19 protein-coding genes, 3 rRNA genes and 2 pseudogenes are annotated in these 26,264 nt (G+C 60.7%); 11 read left to right on the forward strand and 13 right to left on the reverse strand.

Translation table 11 applies throughout. The features are described 5' to 3' along the window. Nucleotides 1-36: 36 nt before the first annotated feature. The 5 genes from D8767_RS19080 (at nucleotide 37) to D8767_RS19100 (ending at nucleotide 4,511) form a co-directional block, all read left to right on the forward strand. The gene (locus tag D8767_RS19080; RefSeq protein ID WP_028699651.1) at nucleotides 37-351 is read left to right on the forward strand and encodes a helix-turn-helix domain-containing protein; all 315 of its coding nucleotides are present in this window, start codon (nucleotides 37-39) and stop codon (nucleotides 349-351) included. A gap of 228 nt (nucleotides 352-579) precedes the next feature. After that, a complete protein-coding gene (locus tag D8767_RS19085; protein ID WP_016714783.1) occupies nucleotides 580-1,893 on the forward strand; it encodes a C4-dicarboxylate transporter DctA in 1,314 nt (437 codons plus the stop codon). A 44-nt stretch (nucleotides 1,894-1,937) separates the two neighbouring features. Continuing rightward, on the forward strand, nucleotides 1,938-2,642 hold the full coding sequence (locus D8767_RS19090) for a FadR/GntR family transcriptional regulator (protein WP_016714784.1): 705 nt from the start codon (nucleotides 1,938-1,940) through the stop codon (nucleotides 2,640-2,642). A gap of 16 nt (nucleotides 2,643-2,658) precedes the next feature. Continuing rightward, a complete protein-coding gene (locus D8767_RS19095; RefSeq protein WP_016714785.1) occupies nucleotides 2,659-3,327 on the forward strand; it encodes a GntR family transcriptional regulator in 669 nt (222 codons plus the stop codon). A gap of 122 nt (nucleotides 3,328-3,449) precedes the next feature. After that, a complete protein-coding gene (locus tag D8767_RS19100; RefSeq protein WP_016714786.1) occupies nucleotides 3,450-4,511 on the forward strand; it encodes a hypothetical protein in 1,062 nt (353 codons plus the stop codon). A 41-nt stretch (nucleotides 4,512-4,552) separates the two neighbouring features. Here D8767_RS19100 and D8767_RS19105 read toward each other — a convergent pair whose 3' ends face one another. Continuing rightward, on the reverse strand, nucleotides 4,553-4,981 hold the full coding sequence (locus D8767_RS19105) for a PACE efflux transporter (RefSeq protein ID WP_016714787.1): 429 nt from the start codon (nucleotides 4,979-4,981) through the stop codon (nucleotides 4,553-4,555). 103 nt (nucleotides 4,982-5,084) lie between these two features. Between D8767_RS19105 and D8767_RS19110 the strand changes: the two genes are divergently transcribed. The 3 genes and pseudogenes from D8767_RS19110 to mcpA (D8767_RS29730) all read left to right on the forward strand — a co-directional run. After that, on the forward strand, nucleotides 5,085-5,963 hold the full coding sequence (locus D8767_RS19110; protein ID WP_016714788.1) for a LysR family transcriptional regulator: 879 nt from the start codon (nucleotides 5,085-5,087) through the stop codon (nucleotides 5,961-5,963). Between the two features lie 142 nt (nucleotides 5,964-6,105). Beyond that, nucleotides 6,106-7,137 (forward strand): annotated as a pseudogene (mcpA, locus tag D8767_RS29725) (methyl-accepting chemotaxis protein McpA); the annotation flags it as partial. A 258-nt stretch (nucleotides 7,138-7,395) separates the two neighbouring features. Continuing rightward, nucleotides 7,396-7,992 (forward strand): annotated as a pseudogene (gene mcpA, locus D8767_RS29730) (methyl-accepting chemotaxis protein McpA); the annotation flags it as partial. Between the two features lie 34 nt (nucleotides 7,993-8,026). On the opposite strand, the gene D8767_RS19120 reads toward mcpA (D8767_RS29730), so the two are convergent. The 3 genes from D8767_RS19120 to D8767_RS19130 all read right to left on the reverse strand — a co-directional run bounded on the left by D8767_RS19120 (nucleotide 8,027) and on the right by D8767_RS19130 (nucleotide 10,689). Continuing rightward, entirely contained in the window at nucleotides 8,027-9,091 is a 1,065-nt protein-coding gene (locus tag D8767_RS19120) for a membrane protein (RefSeq protein ID WP_016714790.1), read from the reverse strand. 71 nt (nucleotides 9,092-9,162) lie between these two features. Then, nucleotides 9,163-9,540 (reverse strand): RidA family protein, encoded by a 378-nt coding sequence (locus D8767_RS19125; RefSeq protein WP_012271538.1) that lies wholly within the window; start codon nucleotides 9,538-9,540, stop codon nucleotides 9,163-9,165. Between the two features lie 12 nt (nucleotides 9,541-9,552). Then, a complete protein-coding gene (locus tag D8767_RS19130; protein WP_016714791.1) occupies nucleotides 9,553-10,689 on the reverse strand; it encodes an FAD-binding oxidoreductase in 1,137 nt (378 codons plus the stop codon). A gap of 115 nt (nucleotides 10,690-10,804) precedes the next feature. Here D8767_RS19130 and D8767_RS19135 point away from each other — a divergent pair, with 115 nt between their 5' ends. Next, nucleotides 10,805-11,398 carry a helix-turn-helix domain-containing protein gene (locus D8767_RS19135; protein ID WP_016714792.1) on the forward strand — a complete coding sequence of 198 codons (594 nt, stop codon included), beginning with the start codon at nucleotides 10,805-10,807 and terminating at the stop codon, nucleotides 11,396-11,398. A gap of 105 nt (nucleotides 11,399-11,503) precedes the next feature. Then, nucleotides 11,504-12,289 (forward strand): sulfite exporter TauE/SafE family protein, encoded by a 786-nt coding sequence (locus D8767_RS19140; RefSeq protein ID WP_012271535.1) that lies wholly within the window; start codon nucleotides 11,504-11,506, stop codon nucleotides 12,287-12,289. A gap of 3 nt (nucleotides 12,290-12,292) precedes the next feature. Here the strand turns inward: D8767_RS19140 and D8767_RS19145 are convergent, their stop codons facing one another. The 5 genes from D8767_RS19145 to D8767_RS19165 all read right to left on the reverse strand — a co-directional run bounded on the left by D8767_RS19145 (nucleotide 12,293) and on the right by D8767_RS19165 (nucleotide 17,441). After that, nucleotides 12,293-12,832 carry a histidine phosphatase family protein gene (locus D8767_RS19145; protein WP_016714793.1) on the reverse strand — a complete coding sequence of 180 codons (540 nt, stop codon included), beginning with the start codon at nucleotides 12,830-12,832 and terminating at the stop codon, nucleotides 12,293-12,295. A 98-nt stretch (nucleotides 12,833-12,930) separates the two neighbouring features. Beyond that, complete coding sequence (locus D8767_RS19150) at nucleotides 12,931-13,263, reverse strand: DUF3325 domain-containing protein (protein WP_016714794.1); 333 nt, start codon at nucleotides 13,261-13,263, stop codon at nucleotides 12,931-12,933. Beyond that, entirely contained in the window at nucleotides 13,260-14,780 is a 1,521-nt protein-coding gene (locus D8767_RS19155; protein ID WP_016714795.1) for a PepSY domain-containing protein, read from the reverse strand. The genes D8767_RS19150 and D8767_RS19155 overlap by 4 nt, the downstream gene beginning before the upstream one ends. After that, nucleotides 14,777-15,064 carry a hypothetical protein gene (locus tag D8767_RS19160; RefSeq protein ID WP_016714796.1) on the reverse strand — a complete coding sequence of 96 codons (288 nt, stop codon included), beginning with the start codon at nucleotides 15,062-15,064 and terminating at the stop codon, nucleotides 14,777-14,779. The genes D8767_RS19155 and D8767_RS19160 overlap by 4 nt, the downstream gene beginning before the upstream one ends. A gap of 136 nt (nucleotides 15,065-15,200) precedes the next feature. Next, the gene (locus D8767_RS19165; RefSeq protein WP_016714797.1) at nucleotides 15,201-17,441 is read right to left on the reverse strand and encodes a TonB-dependent siderophore receptor; all 2,241 of its coding nucleotides are present in this window, start codon (nucleotides 17,439-17,441) and stop codon (nucleotides 15,201-15,203) included. 271 nt (nucleotides 17,442-17,712) lie between these two features. Between D8767_RS19165 and D8767_RS19170 the strand changes: the two genes are divergently transcribed. Further along, the gene (locus D8767_RS19170) at nucleotides 17,713-18,915 is read left to right on the forward strand and encodes an MFS transporter (RefSeq protein WP_016714798.1); all 1,203 of its coding nucleotides are present in this window, start codon (nucleotides 17,713-17,715) and stop codon (nucleotides 18,913-18,915) included. A 58-nt stretch (nucleotides 18,916-18,973) separates the two neighbouring features. Here D8767_RS19170 and D8767_RS19175 read toward each other — a convergent pair whose 3' ends face one another. From D8767_RS19175 to D8767_RS19190, 4 genes are all read right to left on the reverse strand, one after another. Continuing rightward, complete coding sequence (locus tag D8767_RS19175) at nucleotides 18,974-20,782, reverse strand: ABC transporter ATP-binding protein/permease (protein ID WP_063977428.1); 1,809 nt, start codon at nucleotides 20,780-20,782, stop codon at nucleotides 18,974-18,976. Between the two features lie 260 nt (nucleotides 20,783-21,042). Beyond that, nucleotides 21,043-21,158, reverse strand: a 5S ribosomal RNA gene (gene rrf, locus D8767_RS19180). Between the two features lie 133 nt (nucleotides 21,159-21,291). Further along, nucleotides 21,292-24,184 (reverse strand): 23S ribosomal RNA (locus D8767_RS19185). A gap of 279 nt (nucleotides 24,185-24,463) precedes the next feature. Further along, nucleotides 24,464-26,000 (reverse strand): 16S ribosomal RNA (locus D8767_RS19190). The 16S, 23S and 5S rRNA genes sit together here, the layout of an rRNA operon. Between the last annotated feature and the right edge of the window lie 264 nt (nucleotides 26,001-26,264).

The following is a 26,264-nucleotide window of genomic DNA, read 5'->3' on the forward strand; positions in this document are numbered from 1 at the left end:
ATCGTTAAGTTCTTGATTCTAAATGGGAATTAAGTGATGACGAGATCCGCTTTGGGTACCGCACTGCGCCGCTACCGCAAGCTGGCGGGCCTGACCCAGGCACAACTGGCCGAACGGACCGGCTTCGATCCCAAGACCATCAGCCGCTTCGAAACCAGCACCTATACCCCGAGCATCGATGCACTCATGGCGTTTGCTCAGGTGCTGGGCGTCAAACCCAAGGACTTCTTCGCCGAGCCGGACGACGAAGAGGAGCAGCGTGCGTACCTGTTCGGCGTCATTCACAACGCACCGCCCAAGGATCTTGGCAAGCTGATTGCAGCAGTGGAGCAGGCACTGGCCAAGCCCTGAACTGATTCGCGCCTACCCACTTCACGGCATGCACCGAAGTAGAGCCTGGCAGGTCAGATTGCCCCATAACTGGTCAGACCGGTAAGGCCGAAAACCCTTGCAAAGTCGGATTTTTCGCGCTTTTATGGCCCTGCGCTGAACAAACCGGTAAGACCACAATAATTAAGTCCTGCGCTCTTTCGCCCCGTGCGGCTACCGAAGCAAGGACACCGATCAGAGATCAATCCCATGCTTAAATGGTGCTCGCGTTCGATCTTCCTGCAAGTCGTGCTCGGCCTTGCCCTCGGCATCGCCTGCGGTCTCAGCTTTCCCGACCTTTCCCTGCAACTCAAACCCCTTGGCGACGGCTTCATCAAGCTGATCAAGATGCTCATCGGCCTGATCGTATTCTGCGTGGTGGTCAGCGGTATCTCGGGCGCGGGCGACCTGAAAAAGGTCGGGCGCATCGGCCTGAAGTCAGTGATCTACTTCGAAGTGCTGACCACCCTGGCGCTGGTGATCGGCCTGGTGTTCGCCTTCAGCAGTGGCATTGGTAGCGGTGCCAACATTCACCTGGACCAGCTGTCCACCGCCGATGCCAACGGCCTGGCCGAGCGCGGCCAGCACATTCACGGCGCCACGGCGTTCTTCATGGACCTGATCCCTACCTCGGTGATCGGTGCCTTCGCCGACAACAATATTCTTCAGGTGCTGTTGTTCTCGGTACTGTTCGGCAGCGCGCTGAACCTGGTGGGTGACTCGGCCGCCGGCATTTCGCGGCTGATCAACGAACTGAGCCATGTGATCTTCCGCATCATGGGCATGATCGTGCGTCTGGCGCCTATCGGTGTGTTCGGCGCCATCGCCTTCACAACCAGCAAATACGGCCTGGAATCGCTGCAGCACCTGGGCGGGCTGGTCGCACTGTTCTACCTGACCTGTGCCGGCTTCGTGCTGATCGTGCTGGGGACGGTCATGCGCCTGTCGGGCCTGAAGCTGTTGCCGCTCATCAAGTACCTGCGTGAAGAGCTGACCATCGTGCTGGGCACCGCCTCTTCCGACGCCGTGCTGCCGCAGATCATGCGCAAGCTGGAGCACCTGGGCATTGGCAGCTCCACCGTCGGCCTGGTGATCCCGACGGGCTACTCGTTCAACCTCGACGGCTTCTCCATCTACCTGACCCTGGCCATCGTGTTCATCGCCAACGCCACCGGCACGCCGCTGGAAATGACCGACCTGCTTACCATCCTGCTGGTGTCGCTGGTGACTTCCAAGGGCGCTCACGGCATCCCAGGCTCGGCGCTGGTCATCCTGGCCGCCACCTTGACCGCCGTACCCGCGATTCCGGTGGTTGGCCTGGTGCTGGTGCTGGCAGTGGACTGGTTCATGGGCATCGGGCGGGCATTGACCAACCTCATTGGCAACTGCGTGGCCACCGTGGCCATCGCCCGCTGGGAAAAGGACATTGACCTGGAGCGCGCGCAGAACGTGCTCGACGGCAAGCCCGGCTTTGCCCCCACGCCGCGCAAACAGCCCAACACGCACCATCAACAGGAATTCTGAACCAGAGCGGCCGGCGATCACGCCGGCCCTTGCAGGAGCGAACCGTGATCAGCTCATCAACCGTCGTCAACTCAGTGGTGGAAAAACTGCGCCAGGCCTTGGCCCGGGGCCAATGGCGCACCGGCGACATGCTGCCGGGCCAGCGCGAGCTGGCCGAACAACTGGGCATCAGCCGCCCTAGCCTGCGCGAAGCGGTGACCGTGCTGGAGACCCTGGGCCTGGTCCGCTCGTTGCCAGGCAAGGGCGTACTGGTTCTGGACGCCGATGCCACCCTCCAGGAACCCGGCATCGACACCAGCGCTGCGGCCAGCCTGGCCGACGTACTGGAACTGCGCTACACCCTTGAGCCCTTCATCGTTGGCCTTGTGGCGCAATCGGCCAACAGCCAGGACATCGGCCAGTTACGCCTGACCCTGATGGACATGCGCGAAGCGCTGGAGGCCGATGACAGCGAAGCCGGCGTGAAGGCCTACATCGCCTTCCATGAAGCGCTGTTCGCGCTCACCACCAACCCGATCTTCCAGAGCGTGGTGCAGCAGACCGGCAATGCCCTGAAACAGAGCGCCGACATGCTGCGCAACTCGCCCGAGCACCTGGCGGCGCGGCTAAAGGAGAACGAAGCAGTGGTACGTGCCATACGTGAACGCAACAGCGCCCAGGCCAGTGCCCAGATGCGCCAGCACATCCTCGCCGAAGGCCAGCGCATGGGCATTTCGCTGAACATCCCGGACGAACACCCGCATCCATGACCCCAGGAGAGCGACCATGAACGCCGCCCCTCACCTGCCCGCCCTGCTTGCGGCCGGCGAAACCCGCCTGTCGGCCGAGCAGATCTACCCCCGGCTGTTCGACGCCATTCTCGAACAGCGCCTGCCCCCGGGCGCGCTGCTGCCCGAGCAGGCGTTGGGGCATGCCTTTGGTGTCAGTCGCACCGTGATTCGTCGTGTGCTTGGGCGCCTGTCCGACCAGCAAGTGGTGGTGCAGCGCCCCAGCCACACCGCGCACCTGGCCGCGCCCGACCCGGATCAGGCACGTCAGGTGCTCAGCGCCCGGCGCCTGGCCGAAACCACGCTGATTACCCTGGCCACCCAGCGCGCACGGCCGGCGCAGGTGCGCCAGCTGCGGCAACTGGTAGAGCGCGAGCGCCAGCACCACGAAAGCGGTGAGCGCTGCGCGGCGATCCGCCTGGGCGGTGAGTTTCACCTGAAACTGGCGCAGGTGGCGGCCAATGCGCCGCTGGCACGGTTCCTCAATGGGCTGGTGCCGATGACCTCACTGATCATCGCCCGCTACGAATCACCGTGTTGCGACCACTGTGCATGGGAAGAACACGCGGCCATCATCGATGCCGTGGAGCAAGGCGATGCCGAGGCGGCGTTGGGCTTGATGCACAAGCACCTGGACCGCCTGGAAGCAAAACTCGACCTGAATTGATCGCTCATGCTGACGCGGTCCTACAGGGATTGCGTCGCCTAAGCGATAAGGTGCACGGCAGTACTTCGCACGCCACCCTATACTGCAAAAACCACCCCAGCCTCTATCAGGGAGGCGGTTGCGTGAGTGCTCGAATCCTTCTGTTGCTGTGCCTGCTGTTGGCCCTGGCCGGCTGCGCGGGCAAGCGCCCACCTGCCCCGCCTACGCCTGCGGTGCTCACGCCCGCCGCCTGGCAACGCATCGACCAGGAGCTGATCGACGCTTCGGTCGGCGCAGCCGGCTCGGCCAACGACTATGCCCGGCGCTCCATGCGGGTATGGAAGGAACAGGTACAACAGCGCACCGAAAGCGACTTCATCCCTTGGTTCACCGGTTACTGGACCCAGCAGTGGCTCACCCTCAAAGTGGCCTGGTACAAGCTCGACAGCGGCGAAGGCCGTGAACCTGCGGAAAAGCGCCTGGCCCTGTACCTGCAGGAGCAATACCACGAGCGGGTGATCGAGCCGGTGGCCGAGCAGATCAATCCCGAGGGCATTCGCGACCGCGCCTGCGAGCTGTACCTGCAGCTGCTCGGCCAGCAGCTACCCGCCATCATCAGCCGCTACAACGCGCCGCCCGAGCAGGTCAGCCAGCGCCTCAACCGCATCCCCGCCATCCACCTGGGGCCGCCGGATGCGCGTAATGCCAGCCTGTACCAGTTGCTTCGGGCCAAGTCGCTGGACCAGCAACCGGCCTGGCAAGCCATGCGCCAGCACTTGCATGAGCAGGCCAGCAAAGGCCCCGGGCGAACCGATGTCGGGTTGAACTCGGTGGCCACCCAGGCCAGCGAAAAGCTCGGCGCTACCCTGGCGCCGCGCGGCATCGCCAGTGCCGTAGCGTCGGCGGTGGGCAAGGTGGCGGGGGCGATGATTTCGATTGCCGCGGCCGGCTACGGCATGATGACCCATGACCGCGAACACCCGCAGATGGTCGAACAGTTGCGGGTGATCCTCAACGTCGCGCTGAACCAGGAATGGCAAGAGTTGATGGAAAACCGCCAAAGCGGGGCCATGGCGGGAGTGTATTACTTGTCGGGGCAGGTTGAGGACAGTTTGCTGGCCAGTGTGCCGCGACCGGTTGAACAACCTGCGGAGCAGCAGGTAAAGCAGCAGCAAGAGCCTTTGATCATTCGCCTGCCGCCTTAGGGGTTGCCTGTACCTGCGCAGAGGCCGGTACAGGCAACCTGTCAGGCAGCGGCCATCGCGGAACTTGGCAGCCCGAACACCCGATCAAACGCCCAGTTGTAGGCAAAGGTGTAGCAAGGGACCAGCACGATGAACGCCATGTCCACCAGCAACGCCTCCACCAGTGTCATGTCGAGCCACCAGGCAATCAGCGGAATCAGGTAAACCACCAGCGTCAGCTGAAAGCCGATGGCATGCGCCACCCGCCGCGCCACGCTGCGCCCACGCTTGGCCTGGCGGCTCTCCCACCCTTCGAACAAGGTGTTGTAAACCAGGTTCCAGAGCATGGCGATGGTGGTGATCATCACCGCCAGCGGCCCGGTATGCGACGCCTGGGTGTCCGACAGGTAAGCCAGCCCGAGGGTCGACATGCACAACCCGATCAGCTCATAAAAAGTCACGTAGACCAGTTTGCGTTTCAATCCCTGCACTCGGGGTTACCTCCAATGACAAAAAGCGATGGGGCGCGATCATGCTTCACCATGCTTGACAGCAAAAGTCAGCAGCTGTCAGATCAACTGACAGGAGGCTGCCATGAACTTTTCCAGCGACAACATCCAGCTTTTTCTAGCCGTGCTCGACTGCGGTTCGTTTTCTGCCGCCGCGCGCGCCCTCAGGCGCGTGCCTTCAGCCGTGAGCATGGCTATCGGCAACCTTGAAGCGGAACTGGGCTACAGCTTGTTCGAACGGGGTTCGCGTGAGGTTCGCCCAACTGCCCAAGCCCTGGCCCTGGAACCACACGCCAGACTGATTGGCGAACAATTGGGATTGCTGCAGGTACACGCACTGGAGCTGTCCCAAGGGCTGGAAAGCAGCCTGACCCTGGCCGTGGTACCAGACATCGACCACCGGCCACTGTTGGCGGCTATCGCACACCTTGGCGAACGCCACCCGCTGCTGGATATCGCCCTGCTCAGCGCCCCGCAGGAAGAAGCCCTGCACCTGCTGGACAGTGGCCGCGCCGACCTCTGCGTGGCCTTTGCAGGCCTGCAGGTCGACGCCCGCCGAGGCTTCCAGCACATCGGCATGGAGTCGCTGGTGGCCACTCTGTCGCCGGCCCACCCGGCCTTGCGCGAGGGGCGCATCCATTACCTCGAAGACCTGACCCAGGTGCGTCAGATTCTGGTGCGCAGCCGCGACCTGCCAATGGCCGACCCGCGCCCGCTGATCGGTGCAGCGCACTGGTCAACCGACAGCTTCGACCTGGCGTTGCAAATGGTGGAAGCAGGCCTGGGCTGGGGCGACCTGCCGTTGTCGCGGGTTGCGCCGCTGCTCGCCAGCGGACGCCTGGTGCGCCTGGGTTTTCGCAATACACGCAACGAGTTGCAGTTGCCGGTACACATCTTGTGGCGCAAGCAACAACCGCTGCAGCAAGCCGCACGGCTGTTGATCCAGCAGTTGAGTAACCGTTGATTACCGTCTGTCGAAACGGCCGTAAGAATTTTCTGTAAGTACTTCAATCTTTTACCCCTTTAGCCGATATCCCGGTCGACAGGCCCCGCAGTGCGTCATGAGCGCGCTGCGCCCTCCCTTCATTGGCTCAAGGTCTCGAAACATGAACCTGAAATTTCGCCACAAGATCCTGCTCAGCGCCTGCGGCGTCGTGGTCCTGGCATTTGCCCTGTTCACGCTCTACAACGACTACCTGCAACGCAACACCATCCGCCAGAACATCGAAGCGTCGGTGCAGCAATCCGGTGCACTGACCGCCAGCAGCGTGCAGAACTGGATGAGCGGGCGCATCCTGGTGCTGGAAAACCTGGCCCAGGACATCGGCCAGCAAGGTGCCGGCGAGACCCTGGCCGGGCTGATCGAGCAGCCGTCCTACACGCGTAATTTCCTGTTCACGTACCTGGGCCAGGCCAACGGTGCGTTCACCCAGCGCCCGGACGCCCAGATGCCTGCCGGTTACGACCCGCGCCAGCGCCCTTGGTATGGCGCCGCCGCCAGCGCCGGGCAGACCGTGCTGACCGCCCCCTACCAAGGCGCGGTCGGCGGCCTGATGGTCACCATCGCCACCCCGGTGAAGAGCAAAAGCAACGGCGAGCTGATCGGTGTGGTCGGCGGTGACGTGACCCTCGACACCTTGGTCGAGATCATCAACTCGGTCGACTTCGGCGGCATCGGCCACGCCTTCCTGGCAGACGCCAATGGCCAGGTGATTGTCAGCCCCGACAAAGACCAGGTGATGAAGAACCTCAAGGACATCTACCCCGGCAGCAACCTGCGGATTGCCGCCGGCATGCAGGATGTCACCCTCAACGGCCAGGACCGCATCATTTCCTTCGCCCCGGTAACCGGCCTGCCGTCGGCGCAGTGGTACATCGGCCTGTCGATTGACAAGGACAAGGCTTACGCAGCACTCAGCCAGTTCCGCACCTCGGCGATCATCGCCATGCTGATTGCCGTGGCCGCCATCGCCGGCCTGCTTGGCCTGCTGATCCCGGTGCTGATGAGCCCGCTGACCACCATGGGCCGCGCCATGCGCGACATCGCCGAGGGTGAAGGCGACCTTACCCGCCGCCTGACCGTGCAGAACAAGGACGAGTTCGGCGAACTGGCCACCTCGTTCAACCGCTTCGTCGAGCGCATCCATGCCTCGATCAGCGAAGTGTCCTCAGCCACCCGCCTGGTGCACGACCTGTCGGAAAAAGTGGTCAGCGCTTCCAACGCGTCGATCACCGGCTCGGAAGAACAGAGCATGCGCACCAACAGCGTGGCGGCGGCCATCAACGAACTGGGCGCCGCCACCCAGGAAATCGCCCGCAACGCCGCCGATGCTTCGCAGCATGCCAGCGGCGCCAGCGAGCAGGCACACGGCGGACGTGAAGTGGTAGAAGAGGCGATCAGTGCCATGACCGCCTTGTCGCAGCGCATCAGCGAGTCGTGCGCGCAGATCGAAACACTCAACGCCAGCACCGACGAAATCGGCAAGATTCTCGACGTGATCAAGGGTATTTCGCAGCAGACCAACCTGCTGGCACTGAACGCCGCGATCGAGGCGGCCCGTGCCGGTGAAGCCGGCCGTGGCTTTGCCGTAGTGGCCGACGAAGTGCGCAACCTGGCACACCGTACCCAGGAGTCGGCGGAAGAGATCCACCGCATGATCACCAGCCTGCAGGTAGGCTCGCGCGAAGCGGTGCACACCATGAACACCAGCCAGGTGTCCAGCGAGCAGACCGTGCAGGTAGCCAACCAGGCCGGTGAACGCCTGGCCAGCGTGACCCAGCGCATTGGCGAAATCGATGGCATGAACCAGTCCGTGGCGACCGCGACCGAAGAGCAGACCGCCGTGGTCGAGAGCCTCAACCTGGACATCACCCAGATCAACGCCCTGAACCAGCAGGGCGTGGAAAACCTGAACGAAACCCTGCGTCATTGCGACCAGCTGGCCCAGCAGGCCGGGCGCTTGAAGCAGCTGGTGGGCAGCTTCAGAATCTGATGGACCCGAAGAGGGGCGCTGTGCGCCCCTTTTTTTATGCCACAGCCGCTTTCGTGGCCCTGTCCCGCCGCACCCAGGCCAGCAACACCGCCGCCATCAGCACGAAACCCAGGTAGCCAAACAACGGGTACACCTCCCCCACCAGGCTGATGAACCCCACCAGGCTGCAGCCAAAAGCCACCACCCCGGTTATCACCGAACCCCAGCGGAACGTTGCGGTGCCCGCCGGCAGCAGCCGCGAAAGAAACGAAAACAACGTACCCACTGCCGTGTTGACGATCATGCCGAAGATGATCAGGCACATCACCACCCCCAGCAGCGGTGACACTTCGTTGGCAATCGACAGCATCGGCATGGGCAAGTCGGCCACGCTGTCCAGGCGCGACAACAGCCCGGCACTCATCACCAGCATCAGGCCGCCCAACGCCGCCCCCCCCAGCAGGCCACCCCACACTGCAGTTTTCTCGCCCTTGGCCGAGCCCCCCAGAATGGCCAGAATCGGCGCACCGGCAACGATGTTGTACGACACATACAGAAACGCGCCCAACAGCCAGTGCCGGGTACCGGCCTGCTGCTGGCTGGCCAGCTGGTCGAGCGCGGCGAAGCTCTGTTCACGGGTAAACACGGCGTACAGTGCAATCGCCGAAGCCACCAGGATCAACAGCGGTGTGATGGCACCGATGGCCAGGATCACCTTGCGCACGTCCAGGCACACAATCGCCACCACCACCAACGTCACCAACACGCTGCCGGTCAGTGCCGGAATGCCGAACTGTTGCTCCAGCAACGCGCCCCCACCGGCCAGCATGACCACCGTGACGGCAAACATGAAAAAGGTGATCAGCCAGTCGACAAACAGGCCCAGGTAGCGACCGCAGATGGCCTGTATCACGTCCTTGTGCGAGGTGGCCTGCTGGCGGTTGCCCAACCCGGCCAGGGCCATGCCAAGGACGGTAAACAGGGCTGCACTGACCAGTGCCCCCACCAACCCCCACACACCGAAATCGACAAAGAACAACAACAGTTCCCGCCCCGAAGCGAAGCCCGCCCCCACGATCACGCCGACAAATGCGCCGGCAATCTTCAGCTGCTCTTGCATGTGAACCTCTGGATTTATTGTTGTTGTTTTGCTGCCACCGCATCGCTTTTGCGGGAGCGGCCTCTGCTCAGTTACAGATCGCCGACAAACGCCTGCACTTCAATCTCCACGTCCACTCCCAGCGCCAACGCCGAGGCCACTGTCGAGCGCACCGGCAACGCGGCACCGAAGAACTCCTTGTACACCTCGTTGAAACCGGCGAAGTGGCTCATGTCCGACAGCCATACCGTGGCCTTTACCACCTGGTCGAAACGTGCGCCGCAAGCCGCCAGGCTTTCGGCAATGCGCTCGCAGGCGGCGCGGGTCTGGGCCTGGATGTCACCACGCACCACTTCACCGCTGGCGCTCATCGGCACCTGGCCAGAGAGAAACAGAAAACCACCGGCCTTCACTGCACGGGAAAACGGGAACGGCAGGCTGCTGGGAAAACGCTGGATGTCATTGCTCATGGGATGCTCCTTTCAAGGTTGCTGGAAACGGGCCGGGGACAGACGCTCGGGCGCCACACCCTGGCTGACAAGGCTAGAGCACAGGGGTTGGCCAAGCAGCAGGTCGGCGGCCAGGCGCGAAGCCCCCGCTGCCGACTGGATGCCATAGCCACCTTGCGCCGCCAGCCAGAAGAACGCAGGGGCGTATGCATCGAAACCCACCACCAGGTCGCCGTCTGCAACGAACGAACGCAGCCCGGCCCAGGTGTGACTGGGGCGGCGGATCTTCAAGGTGGTCATGCTTTCGATGTTGTAAATGCCCAACGCCACATCGAGCTCTTCCGGCGCAGCATCTTGCGGCTCGACCGGGTCGGCGTTGGCAGGCGAACCGAGCAATTGCCCGGCGTCGGGTTTGAAGTAGAAGCTTTCATCGACACCAATTACCGCTGGCCAACGGGCGAAGTCCTGGTCGGCAGGGCCCGGAAAGGTGAATGCACTGCGCCGGCACGGTTGCAGGCCGATGCGCCCCACACCGCATTGCTCGGCCACACAGTCCGCCCAGGCACCCGCGGCATTGACCAGCTGACGTGCCTGCAGACGGCTGCCACCAGCCAATTCCACCTGCCACAGGTTGTCCAGGTACACGGCCTGGATCAGCTCGGCGTTGCAGCGCAGTTCACCCCCGGCAGCGCGATAACCGCGCAGGAAGCCTTGGTGCAAGGCATGCACATCAAGGTCCATCGCGCCCGGCTCCAGCACTGCGCCAGCCAGGGTTTCGCCGCGCAGACTGGGTACCAGTGCCAGCGCGGCATCACGGTCAAGCAGGCTGACCTCGGTGCCATTGGCCAGGTTCTGCGCGTGGGTCTGCTCAAGCAGCTCGCGCTGTTCCACGCTGGCCACATACAGGCAGCCGCGCGGCTCCAGCAGCGGGTGCTCGCAGAAGCCTTCCGGCGGGGCTTCATAAAAGGCCCGGCTGGCGCGGGTCAGCGCCTGGATCTGCGCAGTGCCGTAGGCCTCCATGAACATGGCCGCCGAACGCCCGGTGGAATGGTAGCCAGGCTGTGCTTCGCGCTCGATCAGCAGCACCCGCTGCTGGCCAGCCAGGCGATAGCCCAGCGAGGCACCGGCAATGCCGGCGCCGATGATCAGGGTGTCGTAGATCGGGGTCATGCACGCTCCTGACAAGCAAATTATCATTTATGAGAATTCTAATATATGAGAATTTAGAAATGCGCAAGTGTCCAAGGTAAGATGCCCGACCACCGCCGTATGCCGAGAACGCTGAATGCCCGCTGCCCTACCCCTGCTTGACCGCGCCGTAGTCGGCCAGCGCCTGCGCCAGGTGCGCAAGGCGCGCCAGATGACCCTCAAGCAATTGTCCGAAGCCAGTGGCGTACCGCTGTCCACCTTGTCGAAGATGGAGCTGGCACAGGTGTCAGTCAGTTATGAAAAGCTCGCCGCCGCTGCGCGGGCGCTGAATGTCGATATTGCCCAGTTGTTCCGCTCCGGTGCCACGGTCAACGCCCCGGTGCCCGTGACCGTGGTGGTCGATTCATTACCGGCGGCAGCGGGCTACTCGACCGGCACCTATGACTACCACCCGATCGCCGGCGACTTCCCCGAGCGACGCATGACGCCGGCTTATGCCCGCATCATCGCCCGTGAACGCGGCCAGTTCGACGACTTTATCCGCCACCCCGGGCAAGAGTTCGCCCTGGTGCTAAGCGGGCGCGTGCGCATCGAGTTCGAAACCGGCGAAGCGGTGAGCATCGGGCCACAGGAAACGGCGTACTTCGACAGCCAGGTGGGGCATATCTACCTGTCCGAAAGCGAAGACGGCGGCGATGCGCATGTGATGGTGGTGATGACGGATCGTTAATCCGCCTCGGTTATAACCTAATAACGAACAAGTCTATTTGGCTATTAAAAAATCTATATGCTGGCTGCATCCGATAACGGGCAAAGTTGGGCAGTCGAGTAGCGTATGGATGTAGGTTCTTTTGGTTTCACCATTGCTGGCCTGGTCGTGGGTTTCATCGTCGGCATGACCGGCGTCGGTGGCGGCTCGCTGATGACCCCGATCCTGTTGTGGTTTGGCATCAACCCGGCTACGGCCGTCGGTACCGACCTGCTCTATGCGGCCATCACCAAGGCCAGTGGCGTCTGGGTGCATGCGCGCCAGAAGAACATCGACTGGAAAATCACCGGCCTGCTCAGCCTGGGCAGCGTGCCCGCCGCTGCGCTGACCCTGTGGTTCCTCAGCACCCTGCACACCGACACCTCGGCGCTCAATGCCATCATCAAGCAAGGCCTGGCGGTGGTGCTGATCCTGACCGCGCTGGCCATCCTGTTCAAATCGCGCCTGCAGGCCTTTGCCAGCCGTCATGCCGGTGACCACTACCACCTCAGCGATCGCAGCCTGAACATCCTCACCGTACTCACCGGCGTTGTGCTGGGGGTAATGGTCACACTCACCTCCATCGGTGCTGGCGCCCTGGGCACTGTGGCGTTGTTCCTGCTGTACCCGTTCCTGGTCACCCGCCGCCTGGTCGGTACCGAAATCGCCCACGCCGTACCCCTTACCCTGGTAGCAGGCCTGGGCCACGCGGGCATGGGCAACATGGACTGGTCGCTACTGGGCTACCTGCTGCTGGGCTCGCTGCCAGGCATCTACCTGGGCAGCCACCTCACCGGGCGCATCTCCGACCGGGTGCTGCGCCCGTGCCTGGCGGCGATGCTGCTGCTGATCGGCTACAAGCTGGCGTTCTGAGCCTCATTCCAGGCGCAGTCGCCACTGCCCGGTAAAGCTCAGATCCAGGCGTGACAGGGGGAGCACGTCGATACGCTGGCTGGCCTTCATCGGGCACCCCAACACCTGAACCAACACAGCGCGCATGACCATGGGGTGGGTCACCGCCAGCCAATCGCCCGGCCTGTCGAACGCTGCCAGCCAGGCGGCCAGGCGCTGGCACAGGGCGGCGAACGACTCCCCCCCGTGCGGCGCACTGGCCGGGTCCTGTAACCATTGCGCCAAAGCCTCAGGCTGCTCAGCCTGCAATTGCTTCAACGCCAGCCCCTGCCAGTGACCCAGGTCGCAATCGGCCAAGCCCGGTTCGACCTGCACCTGCCCCGACAACCACGTAGCGGTCTCGCAGGCTCGCCGTTCTGGCGCAGCCAGCAGCTGCATGCCGGGCAGCATGGCGTCGGGTTGTTGCGTTAACGGCAAGATGCCGTCATCTGTTCGGTGCAGACGCCCGGCCTTCTGGGCCGGGGTCAGGGCATGGCAGATCAGGGTCAGGCGGACGGCTTTCACCGGGGCTCTCTCGCAGCAGGCTGGGCCCATGGTTTAACACGCTGCGAAGCTTTTGGCTGCAACTATGTCGTAGCAGCCTTTACCGCGATCAGGCCCGGTCAAGCTATCAGCGAAACCAGCCCCCACACCGGCACCGCAGCCACCAACCCCATCGCCATCCGCGGCCAGTACGGCAGCAGCATCACCAGCAGCAACCCCGCCAGCGACAGCACGCCGAACCAGGCCACCGGCCCCATGGCCCAACCCCAGGCCTGGGCGCACAGCACCAGGCTGGCCAGCAACGCCAACCAACCGGCGCTGCGCAGGCCGATACGCAATACGCGTGGGCACGCCCGATTCCACACCTGCTTGTAATGCCGCTCCAGCCCTTGGCACAGCCCAAGCATGCCGGCGTAGGCGAACAACACGCCACCTATGATCCACATCATCATGCCTTGACCTCCTGTTGCCGACCTACCCTGGTCTTCCGTTGCGCTGGCTGTACTTGCCACACCCGCCAGGCCACCAGACCAAGCAACACCCCCAGCACCAGCGCACAGCCCGCTACGCCGAGGCGCATCGTGTCTTCGAGGCCGCCAAATGCACCCAGACCGATGCACAGCAATGCCGCCAGCAGCAGTTGTTCGATCCAGGCGCGCCGCGCCGGCCTGACGCCGGCATGCCACAGCGCCAGCAGCCATACACCGAAGAACGCGCGTACTTCCCAGCTTTCCCGCTGCGTCAAATCCACCGGTAGCAAACGGCTGGCCCACAGTAGCCCGACGCATGCCAGCAGCAGGCCGCTGATAAAGCCCACGTTGCACACTTCGGCCAGCCGGTACCAACGCCGTGCCGATGTTTCGGCGGTGGCGCTGGCGTATTTACGCCCACGCTTCACGCAGAACAGCACCAGGCCGCTGGCGATCATCAGGCAACTGATCAATCCGCACATGAAGTACAGCCAGCGCATCGGGTAGCCGCCGAACTGGGCGAAGTGCAGGCCGACCATGACCCGTTGGGTCAGCGGCGCCGCACGCCATTCAGACACGTCGCTGAGTAACGCCCCGCTGACGCCGTCGAAAACCATGGCCTGCCCCCTGGCGAGGGCGATGCGGTTGCCCAGTTCGGGGCGGATTTCGATACGCGCCGCTGCAGTGTTGGGGTTGCGAATGTTCAAGCCGCCAATAGGCCCCAGCCGCGCCTCGGCCTGGGCCAGCAACGGCGCCACATCGACCAGGGTGGCCGGCTGCCTGGCCAGGCCACGGGGCTGCTCCAGGCGGGCATTACCCTGTGCCTGGAAGTAGGCGCGGGTGTCACCGGCGAAAAGTGCATCCACCCCGGCAGGGATATAAATGAGCATGAAGATCACCAGGCCGGTATAGGTGATCATCAGGTGGAACGGCAGCAACAGCACCGCGCTGGCGTTGTGAAAATCCAGCCACGAGCGCTGGCCCTTGTTCGGCCGGAAGGTGAAGAACTCCTTGAAGATCTTCTTGTGGATGACAATGCCGGTCACCAATGCAGCCAGCATCACCAGCGCCAGCGCGCCGACCACGAAGATGCCCCAGTTGCGCGGCAGGTCGAGGGTGAAGTGGAAGCGGAAGAAAAAGTTACCGCCAACGCTGTCACGCACCTCCATGGCTTCGCCGGTGCGCGGGTCGAGCTGTACGCCGCCACCGTGGCGCCGCTCGCCGGTGGACACGCGCAGGCCTGGCGAGCGCTCGCTCGGCAAGCTGATGCCCCAGTTGCCGGCCTTCGGCTCATAGGCCTGCAGGTAGGCGATGGCACGCTGGGCGGCGACAGCCTGGGACACCTGAGTGGCCGGGATTTCCGGCTGCATCCAGTGGTTGAGCTCCTTGTCGAACACTGCCAGCGTGCCGGTAACGAAGATGGCGAACAACAGCCAGCCGAAAATCAGCCCGGCCCAGGTGTGCAGCCAGGCCATCGACTGGGTGAAGGTGTTTTTCATGCCAGGCGCTCCAGTATCTGCGGCCAGAAACCGACCAAGGCCAGGGGCACGGCCAGTGCCAGCGGCGCCCAGGCGCGCAAGGCATCACGGCTGGCGAAGGCCCAGAGGATGGTGGCGGTATAGAAAATGAACGCGGGCAGGGTCGCGACGATGATCGCGTCGGTGGCAGACAGCGGCAGGATGCGGGCCAGGCAGGCAGTGGCGGCGTAGCTCAGGGCGTAGCCGCCGAGCAGTGCGGCGGTGCTGCGAGAGAAGATCTGTAGCCAGGCGCAGAATTTAGGCATTTGGCTTCCTTGAAAAATGTGTCCGCCCACTCGCGGGTGAACCCGCTCCCACAGGGATCGCGCCAGCCGTGAGGGCAACGCGGTACCTGTGTGGAGCGGGTTCACCCGCGAATGGGCCGCACAGCGGCACCTTGGATCAGAAGTTGATATTCAGCGCAGCAAACACCGCCCTGCCCGGCTGGTTATAGGTGTTGGCCCCCGAGCTGCTGGCGTTGCCGCCACGCAGGATCTGCTTGTCGAACACGTTGTTCACGCCTACCCGCACGTCGTAGTTGGCGTTGAACTTGTACCCGGCACTCACGTCCACCAGGCCATACGCCTCGACGTCCTGCTGCGCGGTCTTGTCGTAGTCTTGCTGGGTGCGGTAGTTGTAGGTCGGTGACTTCTGCTTGCCAAAGTAGGTGCCCGCTACCTGGAACGACAGCTGCTCGGTGGCGCGCCAGTCGAGGGTGGTGTTGACGGTGTACTCCGGGATCACCGACAGCGGCTCGCCGGTTTCGCGGTTGTCGTTGTCGAGCATCCAGGTCAGGTTGGTGTTCCAGTCCAGGGTCGGTGTCAATTCGATGAAGAAGTTGCCTTCGATACCTTCCACCCGCGCTTCGCCCGCGTTCTCCCACTGGGTCACGCGGCGACCGCTGTTAATGGCGTAGAGCACATCGGTCCCGCCGATGATCTTGTTCTTGTAGTCGTTGCGGAAGTAGGTCGCGCTGGTACGCCAGGTACCACGGTCGTACAGCAGGCCGACTTCCTTGTTGACGCTGATCTCTGGCTTGAGGTCGGCATTACCTTGCAGGTAGCAGCCGCCGGAGTTGGTCTGCTGCACGCTGCAGCCCTGGCCACGGCTGTAAAGCAGGTAATTGGGGTTGGACTGGTACAGGTTCGGTACCTTGTAGGCACGCGCAATGCCACCCTTGACCGACAGTGCCTCGGTCAGTTTGTGCGACAGGTTCAGGCTTGGACTGAAGTTGTCGCCAAACATCTCGTGATGGTCAAAGCGCAGGCCGGGCGTCACGGTCGTATCACCCAGGACGATATTGTCCTCGACGAACAACGCATAGCTTCTGGCCGTCATCTTCGTATCGCTGCGATCGAAGCCGCTGATCGCATCACTGCCCGAACCGCTGGGATCGAAGCTTTGCGGGCGGAACGAACCCTGGTCGTTGAGCGACTCGTACAAGTACTCACCGCCCAAGGTCAGCACATGTTCAGTGCTGCCCATGGCGAACGGCAGGTTGACCTCACTGCTCAAACGGGTGTTGCGCAGCCGCGACATCGCCGCGCCGCTGTCGTTGATCGCCCCTTCCGGGCCACCGGCCAGGCCCTCGTTTAGGCGCCAGTTACGCACGTACTCGTACGCCAGGGTGGTCTTGCTGGTGCCCCAGGTAAAGTCGCCCAAGTGGGTCAGGTCGTACGTGCTGCGTTGCATGATGTTGGTTTCGTGGCCATACAGGGCGGAAATCAACGCGACATCGCTGCCGCCGTTGCTGTTCATGGTGTCGCCCGCGTAGATGTTGCCCTGACGGCTGTAGCCTGCGCTGGCTTCAAGGCGGTGCTCGTCGTTGAGCTTCCAGCTCAGCAAGCCATTGATGTCTTTGTTACGCACACCTTCGCGTCCGGCAACCAATGCGCTGTTGGCGTGGCTGGCGTTGATGTCGAAGTCGTCGGCGTCGGTCTTGGCCAAGCCGCCATACAGGCGGAACCCGAGGTTGTCGGTAAGGCCGCCGCCCAGGTTGAAGTTGGCGCGGCGGCTGGCGCCTTCGGCGCTGTCTTCTGGCAGTTGTGTATACAGGCTGACACTGCCCTTGAGTTCGTCGGTGGGGCGCTTGGTGATGATGTTGACCACCCCGCCCATGGCGCCGGAACCGTAGCGTGCGGCAGCCGGGCCGCGCAGAATCTCGATGCGCTCGACCGCTTCGGCCGGCACCCAGTTGGTTTCACCTCGGGTATCGCGGTCGCCGTTCCAGCCATAACGCACGGCGTTGCGTGCGCTGGACGGTTTGCCGTCGATGAGGATCAAGGTGTTCTCCGGGCCCATACCGCGCAGATCGATCTGGCGGTTGTTGCCCCGCGCGCCGCTGGCGCTGTTGCCGGTCAGGTTGACGCCGGGCTCGCGGCGGATGATGTCGGACAGGTCATTGGTCGGCGGGTGGCGCTTGATATCTTCGGCAGTGATGATCGACGAGCCCAAGGCCTGGCGCGCCTCTCGCTCGGCGGTGATCAGGGTGTCCTGGATCACCAGCGCGTTGTCGGCGACCGGTACTTCCAGCACCTCACCCGCACGCTGCTCCTCGGCTTCAGCCGTGGTGGCCATCATGGCCGGCGACGCCAGCGCGACGAACGCCAGGGCCAGGCTATTGGGTGAAGTTCTGCACTGCATGGGTACATCTCCTGCGATTCATGAGCGAAAAGGCACATCCCTGTCGGAAACCGGGGGCCCTCGCCCACCGGCCCCACAAACACAGTTTGGTGGCCAACATGGGAGGTAAATATAGAGAGATGCAAATGCGAGTAAATCTTATTTACGAAGTTTACATGTTTGTAACGGAACTTTGCTGAAACCCGGGATAGAGCAGTTAACCACCCATCGGTTTGCATCCTGCACGGAGGCTCCTACAGTTTCGAACGTAGCAACTCCGTCGAGAACCCAGATGCGCAGTAATGAAGACAGCCACTCTGCACACACCACCAGAAGCCTGTCGAAGATCCCTCGCAGCGTCTGGGCGCTGGGCTTCGTGTCGATGTTCATGGATATCTCATCGGAGATGATCCACGCGCTGCTGCCGCTGTACATGGTTACCGTGCTCGGCACGTCGGTAGTAGCGGTGGGCGTTATCGAAGGCATTGCCGAAGCGACCGCATCGATCACCAAGGTGTTTTCCGGCGCCCTCAGCGACCGGCTGGGCAAGCGCAAGCTGCTGACGGTGCTCGGCTATGGCCTGGCTGCTCTGACCAAGCCGGTGTTCCCCATTGCCTCCGGGCTGGAGTGGCTGACCGCAGCACGTTTCGTGGACCGGGTCGGCAAAGGTATTCGCGGGGCGCCGCGCGATGCGCTGGTGGCCGATGTCACCCCCGCCGAGCTGCGGGGCGCTGCGTTCGGCCTGCGCCAGGCGCTCGATACCGTGGGCGCCTTCCTCGGGCCGTTGTTGGCAATCTTGCTGATGTGGCTGACCACGAGCCATTTCCAAACCGTGTTCTGGGTAGCGGTGATCCCGGCATTTGTAGCGGTGTACATTCTCATCGCCTTCGTTCGCGAACCTGAAACGCCACCTGCCGCACGGCCGGTACGCACACCATTGGCACTGCACGAGATGGTGCACCTCGGGTCGTCGTATTGGCGACTGATCGGCCTGGCAACGTTTTTTACCCTCGCCCGCTTCAGCGAAGCGTTCCTGCTGCTGCGTGCCCAGGACATGGGCCTGGCACCGCTGTGGGCACCGGCGGTGCTGGTCTTGATGGCACTGGCCTACTCACTGTCGGCCTACCCTGCCGGGGTACTGTCGGACCGGGTGGGGCGCCGAGGCGTGCTGAAGGCCGGGCTGGGTTTGCTGATAGCTGCCGACCTGCTGCTCGCCCTGCTACCGGGCTGGGGCGGGCTGGCCTTGGGGGTTGCGGCCTGGGGCCTGCACCTGGGCTTCAGCCAAGGTGTCTTCGCGGCCATGATCGCCGACAGTGCCCCGGCCAACCTGCGTGGTACCGCCTTCGGCCTGTTCAACCTGCTGACCGGCGTGGCACTGCTGGCCGCCAGCGTGGTAGCCGGGTTGCTGTGGGATGGTGCAGGATTTCAGGCAACCTTTCTGGTCGGCGCGGGGTTCGCTGGTGCCACCCTGGCGGGGTTGACACTGCTGCGCTGAGCCTGGAAGGAGCCCGGCTGATCGCCATGCTGGACGGTGATCAGCACCCGGATACAAACTAGGCCAGCGCAGCCTCCTGCTCCAGCAATGACCAACCGCCATGCCCATCTACTTCCAGCCGATGGGTATGGAACGCTGCCAGCGTGCTGCGGTGGCCGACACTGACCAGCAGTGCCCCCGGCATTTCCGAGCGCAACAACGCATACAAGGCATGTTCGAGGCCCTCATCCATCGCCGAGGTGGACTCGTCAAGGAACACCACCTGCGGCCGGTTGAACAGTACCCGGGCGAATGCCAGACGCTGCTGCTCACCCACCGAAAGAATGTGTGACCAGTCGCAACTGACGTCCAGGCGCTCGGCCAGGTGAGCCAGGTTGACCTGGCGCAACGCCTGCTGCATCCGCACCTCATCCTCAGGCTTGCAGGCTGCCGGGTAGGCAATGACAGTACGCAAGTCACCCAGAGGCAGGTACGGGCGCTGCGACAGGAACAGTGCCTGATGGCCCATTGGCCGCCTGACCTCACCTTCGGCATACGGCCAAAGGCCCGCCAGGGCGCGTAGCAGCGTGGTTTTACCACTGCCCGATGGCCCTTTGATCAAGAGCGCCTGACCCGCGTGCAGGCTCAGGTCCAGGTCGGCAATAAGGGCGTGCCCGTCCGGACGCAGCACCTGCAGGCGGGTGATCTGCAGGGCATGCGCCTGGTCTTCGGTCAGGACGCGTGGCAATGCGCTCGCCTGCTCATTGGCATCGAGAAAACCGGTCAGACGGTCGAGGGTCGCCCGGTACTGGGCAAACGCATCGTACGACTCACGGAAGAACGATAACGAATCCTGCACCTGGCCAAATGCCTGGGACGTTTGCATGACGTCGCCCAGCTTGATCGCGCCGCTGAAGAAACGCGGCGCCTGCAGAATGAACGGGAACACCACGGCAACCTGGCTGACGCCCAGGTTGAAACCACTGAACTTGAGGTTTCGGAACACCAACGCCCAGGCATTCACGATCAAGGCAGCAAAGCGGCCCAGCAAGGTGCCCCGCTCGACCTGAGCACCTTGGTAGAAGGCGATGTTCTCGGCGTTTTCACGCAAGCGCATCAGCGCATAGCGGAAGTTCGCAGTGAGTTTTTCGTTAAGGAAATTCAGGCGGATCAATGGGCGCCCGAGGCGGAAGGCGACCCAGGTGGCGACGATGACATACAGGTAAACGGCAAACACCATCGCCCGGGGGATCTCCACCCCGGCCACCGTCAGCGGCGCCGACAGCCCCCAGAGAATGCCGGTGAATGCCACGAGCGAAACCAGCGCACTAACCGCGCCCAACGCCAGGCTCACCGAGCTGGTGACGAAGGCGTTGATATCCAGTTCGATACGCTGGTCGGGGTTGTCCACCGGTTCGGCGAGGAACTGGCCGCGGTAGTAGGCATCGCCTTTCATCCAGTCGTGGGTCAGGCGCTCGGTGAGCCAGACCCGCCAATGAATGCTGAATGCCTGGGTTACATAGAACGTGAACAGCGAGCGCAACACATGAATGGTAGCCAGTACGGCAAAGACGCCAAGCAAGTACCAGAACGCGGTTTGATCAAGGCCCTGCAAGGCGCTGTAGAAGCCGTTGTACCAGAACGAGAACAGCACGTTCAGCCGTACAGAGAACAGTGTCAACGCCAGCAGCAACGCGAACACCAACAGCGGCCGCCAACTGCGCCTGAAACTGAAATAGGGCCCGGCAAGCTGCCAGAACTGACTGCCCCATCGCGTGCAGCGCACGGCCAGTGTGGCGGCTGCCGCGAAGCAGACTAGGGTGATGAACGAGGCGATTGCCAGCCAGCTCAGGCTCTCTTGCAAAGCCTGGTGCCAGTGCATTTCCATGGTGGGTATCCGTGCTGAGTATTTCCGCGAGCGTAGCATTGCTCCGCGATTCGTCAGGCATAGATGACGCACATTTCATGATTGCTTTGGTTGTTTGAAGCAGGCGACGTGGTGGATGGCACCGGCGTTGCCGGTGTTCGCGGCTAAAGCCGCTCCTACAGGGATCTGGGTAAAGCCGAGACTTGCGTGGGCTTGGCTTTTTCAGGCCACAAAGACAAAACCCCTACCTGCATGCGCAGATAGGGGTTTTGCGAAATGAATCTTGACGATGACCTACTCTCACATGGGGAAACCCCACACTACCATCGGCGATGCATCGTTTCACTACTGAGTTCGGGATGGGATCAGGTGGTTCCAATGCTCTATGGTCGTCAAGAAATTCTGTTGCCAGAATGTTCGTGAACACTCTTGGCCAATTCGGATATGCGATATTTGTGATGTTGCGAACTTTCGGGTCTTTCGTCTTCACCACCACAATTCGGCTTACGCGCAAATTGCTTGGGTGTTATATGGTCAAGCCTCACGGGCAATTAGTATTGGTTAGCTCAACGCCTCACAGCGCTTACACACCCAACCTATCAACGTCGTAGTCTTCGACGGCCCTTTAGGGGATTCAAGATCCCAGTGAGATCTCATCTTGAGGCAAGTTTCCCGCTTAGATGCTTTCAGCGGTTATCTCTTCCGAACATAGCTACCCGGCAATGCCACTGGCGTGACAACCGGAACACCAGAGGTTCGTCCACTCCGGTCCTCTCGTACTAGGAGCAGCCCCTCTCAAATCTCAAACGTCCACGGCAGATAGGGACCGAACTGTCTCACGACGTTCTAAACCCAGCTCGCGTACCACTTTAAATGGCGAACAGCCATACCCTTGGGACCGGCTTCAGCCCCAGGATGTGATGAGCCGACATCGAGGTGCCAAACACCGCCGTCGATATGAACTCTTGGGCGGTATCAGCCTGTTATCCCCGGAGTACCTTTTATCCGTTGAGCGATGGCCCTTCCATACAGAACCACCGGATCACTAAGACCTACTTTCGTACCTGCTCGACGTGTTTGTCTCGCAGTCAAGCGCGCTTTTGCCTTTATACTCTACGACCGATTTCCGACCGGTCTGAGCGCACCTTCGTACTCCTCCGTTACTCTTTGGGAGGAGACCGCCCCAGTCAAACTACCCACCATACACTGTCCTCGATCCGGATAACGGACCTGAGTTAGAACCTCAAAGTTGCCAGGGTGGTATTTCAAGGATGGCTCCATGAGAACTGGCGTCCCCACTTCAAAGCCTCCCACCTATCCTACACAAGCAAATTCAAAGTCCAGTGCAAAGCTATAGTAAAGGTTCACGGGGTCTTTCCGTCTAGCCGCGGATACACTGCATCTTCACAGCGATTTCAATTTCACTGAGTCTCGGGTGGAGACAGCGCCGCCATCGTTACGCCATTCGTGCAGGTCGGAACTTACCCGACAAGGAATTTCGCTACCTTAGGACCGTTATAGTTACGGCCGCCGTTTACCGGGGCTTCGATCAAGAGCTTCGCTTGCGCTAACCCCATCAATTAACCTTCCGGCACCGGGCAGGCGTCACACCCTATACGTCCACTTTCGTGTTTGCAGAGTGCTGTGTTTTTAATAAACAGTCGCAGCGGCCTGGTATCTTCGACCGGCATGAGCTTACGGAGCAAGTCCTTCACCCTCGCCGGCGCACCTTCTCCCGAAGTTACGGTGCCATTTTGCCTAGTTCCTTCACCCGAGTTCTCTCAAGCGCCTTGGTATTCTCTACCTAACCACCTGTGTCGGTTTGGGGTACGGTTCCCAGTTATCTGAAGCTTAGGAGCTTTTCTTGGAAGCATGGTATCAACCACTTCGTCGCCTAAAGGCAACTCGTCATCAGCTCTCGGCCTTGAAATCCCGGATTTGCCTAAGATTTCAGCCTACCACCTTAAACCTGGACAACCAACGCCAGGCTGGCCTAACCTTCTCCGTCCCTCCATCGCAATAACTGGAAGTACAGGAATATTAACCTGTTTTCCATCGACTACGCTTTTCAGCCTCGCCTTAGGGACCGACTAACCCTGCGTCGATTAACGTTGCGCAGGAAACCTTGGTCTTTCGGCGTGCGAGTTTTTCACTCGCATTGTCGTTACTCATGTCAGCATTCGCACTTCTGATACCTCCAGCAAGCTTCTCAACTCACCTTCACAGGCTTACAGAACGCTCCTCTACCGCATCATCATAAGATGATACCCGTAGCTTCGGTGCATGGTTTGAGCCCCGTTACATCTTCCGCGCAGGCCGACTCGACTAGTGAGCTATTACGCTTTCTTTAAAGGGTGGCTGCTTCTAAGCCAACCTCCTAGCTGTCTAAGCCTTCCCACATCGTTTCCCACTTAACCATGACTTTGGGACCTTAGCTGACGGTCTGGGTTGTTTCCCTTTTCACGACGGACGTTAGCACCCGCCGTGTGTCTCCCATGCTCGGCACTTGTAGGTATTCGGAGTTTGCATCGGTTTGGTAAGTCGGGATGACCCCCTAGCCGAAACAGTGCTCTACCCCCTACAGTGATACATGAGGCGCTACCTAAATAGCTTTCGAGGAGAACCAGCTATCTCCGAGCTTGATTAGCCTTTCACTCCGATCCACAGGTCATCCGCTAACTTTTCAACGGTAGTCGGTTCGGTCCTCCAGTCAGTGTTACCTAACCTTCAACCTGCCCATGGATAGATCGCCCGGTTTCGGGTCTATACCCAGCGACTAAACGCCCTATTAAGACTCGCTTTCGCTACGCCTCCCCTATTCGGTTAAGCTCGCCACTGAATATAAGTCGCTGACCCATTATACAAAAGGTACGCAGTCACCTAACAAAGTAGGCTCCCACTGCTTGTACGCATACGGTTTCAGGTTCTATTTCACTCCCCTCTCCGGGGTTCTTTTCGCCTTTCCCTCACGGTACTGGTTCACTATCGGTCAGTCAGTAGTATTTAGCCTTGGAGGATGGTCCCCCCATATTCAGACAAAGTTTCTCGTGCTCCGTCCTACTCGATTTCATTGACAAGAGATTTTCGTGTACGGGGCTATCACCCACTATGGCCGCACTTTCCAGAGCGTTCCACTAATCTCAAATCAACTTAAGGGCTGGTCCCCGTTCGCTCGCCACTACTAAGGGAATCTCGGTTGATTTCTTTTCCTCAGGGTACTTAGATGTTTCAGTTCCCCTGGTTCGCCTCTTGCACCTATGTATTCAGTACAAGATACTCAGCTTATGCTGAGTGGGTTCCCCCATTCAGAGATCTCTGGATCACAGTCTGTTTGCCGACTCCCCAAAGCTTATCGCAGGCTACCACGTCTTTCATCGCCTCTGACTGCCAAGGCATCCACCGTATGCGCTTCTTCACTTGACCATATAACCCCAAGCAATCTGGTTATACTGTGAAGACGACATTCGCCGAAAATTCGCATTTCGCTCATTGCTGAGCAGAACTCACAAATTTTACCTTAGCCTGATTTCCAGCAGTGAAACTGGTCATCAGTCTATATCTATCACATATCCGAATTTTTAAAGAACGGTCTGACAAAAGTCAGAAATCAACATTCAAACTGAATGCTCATTTCTGAGTTCTGATCAGCAAATGAATCAAGCAATTCGTGTGGGAGCTCATCAGCAGGCTGATGTCGTCGATTAAGGAGGTGATCCAGCCGCAGGTTCCCCTACGGCTACCTTGTTACGACTTCACCCCAGTCATGAATCACACCGTGGTAACCGTCCTCCCGAAGGTTAGACTAGCTACTTCTGGTGCAACCCACTCCCATGGTGTGACGGGCGGTGTGTACAAGGCCCGGGAACGTATTCACCGCGACATTCTGATTCGCGATTACTAGCGATTCCGACTTCACGCAGTCGAGTTGCAGACTGCGATCCGGACTACGATCGGTTTTGTGAGATTAGCTCCACCTCGCGGCTTGGCAACCCTCTGTACCGACCATTGTAGCACGTGTGTAGCCCAGGCCGTAAGGGCCATGATGACTTGACGTCATCCCCACCTTCCTCCGGTTTGTCACCGGCAGTCTCCTTAGAGTGCCCACCATTACGTGCTGGTAACTAAGGACAAGGGTTGCGCTCGTTACGGGACTTAACCCAACATCTCACGACACGAGCTGACGACAGCCATGCAGCACCTGTGTCAGAGTTCCCGAAGGCACCAATCCATCTCTGGAAAGTTCTCTGCATGTCAAGGCCTGGTAAGGTTCTTCGCGTTGCTTCGAATTAAACCACATGCTCCACCGCTTGTGCGGGCCCCCGTCAATTCATTTGAGTTTTAACCTTGCGGCCGTACTCCCCAGGCGGTCAACTTAATGCGTTAGCTGCGCCACTAAAATCTCAAGGATTCCAACGGCTAGTTGACATCGTTTACGGCGTGGACTACCAGGGTATCTAATCCTGTTTGCTCCCCACGCTTTCGCACCTCAGTGTCAGTATCAGTCCAGGTGGTCGCCTTCGCCACTGGTGTTCCTTCCTATATCTACGCATTTCACCGCTACACAGGAAATTCCACCACCCTCTACCGTACTCTAGCTCGCCAGTTTTGGATGCAGTTCCCAGGTTGAGCCCGGGGCTTTCACATCCAACTTAACGAACCACCTACGCGCGCTTTACGCCCAGTAATTCCGATTAACGCTTGCACCCTCTGTATTACCGCGGCTGCTGGCACAGAGTTAGCCGGTGCTTATTCTGTCGGTAACGTCAAAACAGCAAGGTATTAACTTACTGCCCTTCCTCCCAACTTAAAGTGCTTTACAATCCGAAGACCTTCTTCACACACGCGGCATGGCTGGATCAGGCTTTCGCCCATTGTCCAATATTCCCCACTGCTGCCTCCCGTAGGAGTCTGGACCGTGTCTCAGTTCCAGTGTGACTGATCATCCTCTCAGACCAGTTACGGATCGTCGCCTTGGTGAGCCATTACCCCACCAACTAGCTAATCCGACCTAGGCTCATCTGATAGCGCAAGGCCCGAAGGTCCCCTGCTTTCTCCCGTAGGACGTATGCGGTATTAGCGTTCCTTTCGAAACGTTGTCCCCCACTACCAGGCAGATTCCTAGGCATTACTCACCCGTCCGCCGCTGAATCAAGGAGCAAGCTCCCGTCATCCGCTCGACTTGCATGTGTTAGGCCTGCCGCCAGCGTTCAATCTGAGCCATGATCAAACTCTTCAGTTCAATACTGCTTGGGTTTTTAAGAAACCCTAAACTTGGCTCAGCAATCTCAAATGACTATGTGATTTCTCGCATGGCCACTTGTGATGCTGATAATCTTTTTGACTATCAGTCCGTACTCACAAGCACCCACACGAATTGCTTGATTCGATTTGTTAAAGAGCGTTTGGTTAAGAGCTTTTCGTCTCAACCGAGGCGCGCATTCTACGCTTTCCTCAGAGCCTGTCAAGCGTTTATTTTGAAGTTTTTTGAGAGAAACTCGTTTAG

Origin of the sequence: Pseudomonas sp. LTGT-11-2Z (assembly GCF_003691445.1) — a bacterium.
Classification (GTDB): Bacteria; Pseudomonadota; Gammaproteobacteria; order Pseudomonadales; family Pseudomonadaceae; genus Aquipseudomonas; species Aquipseudomonas monteilii.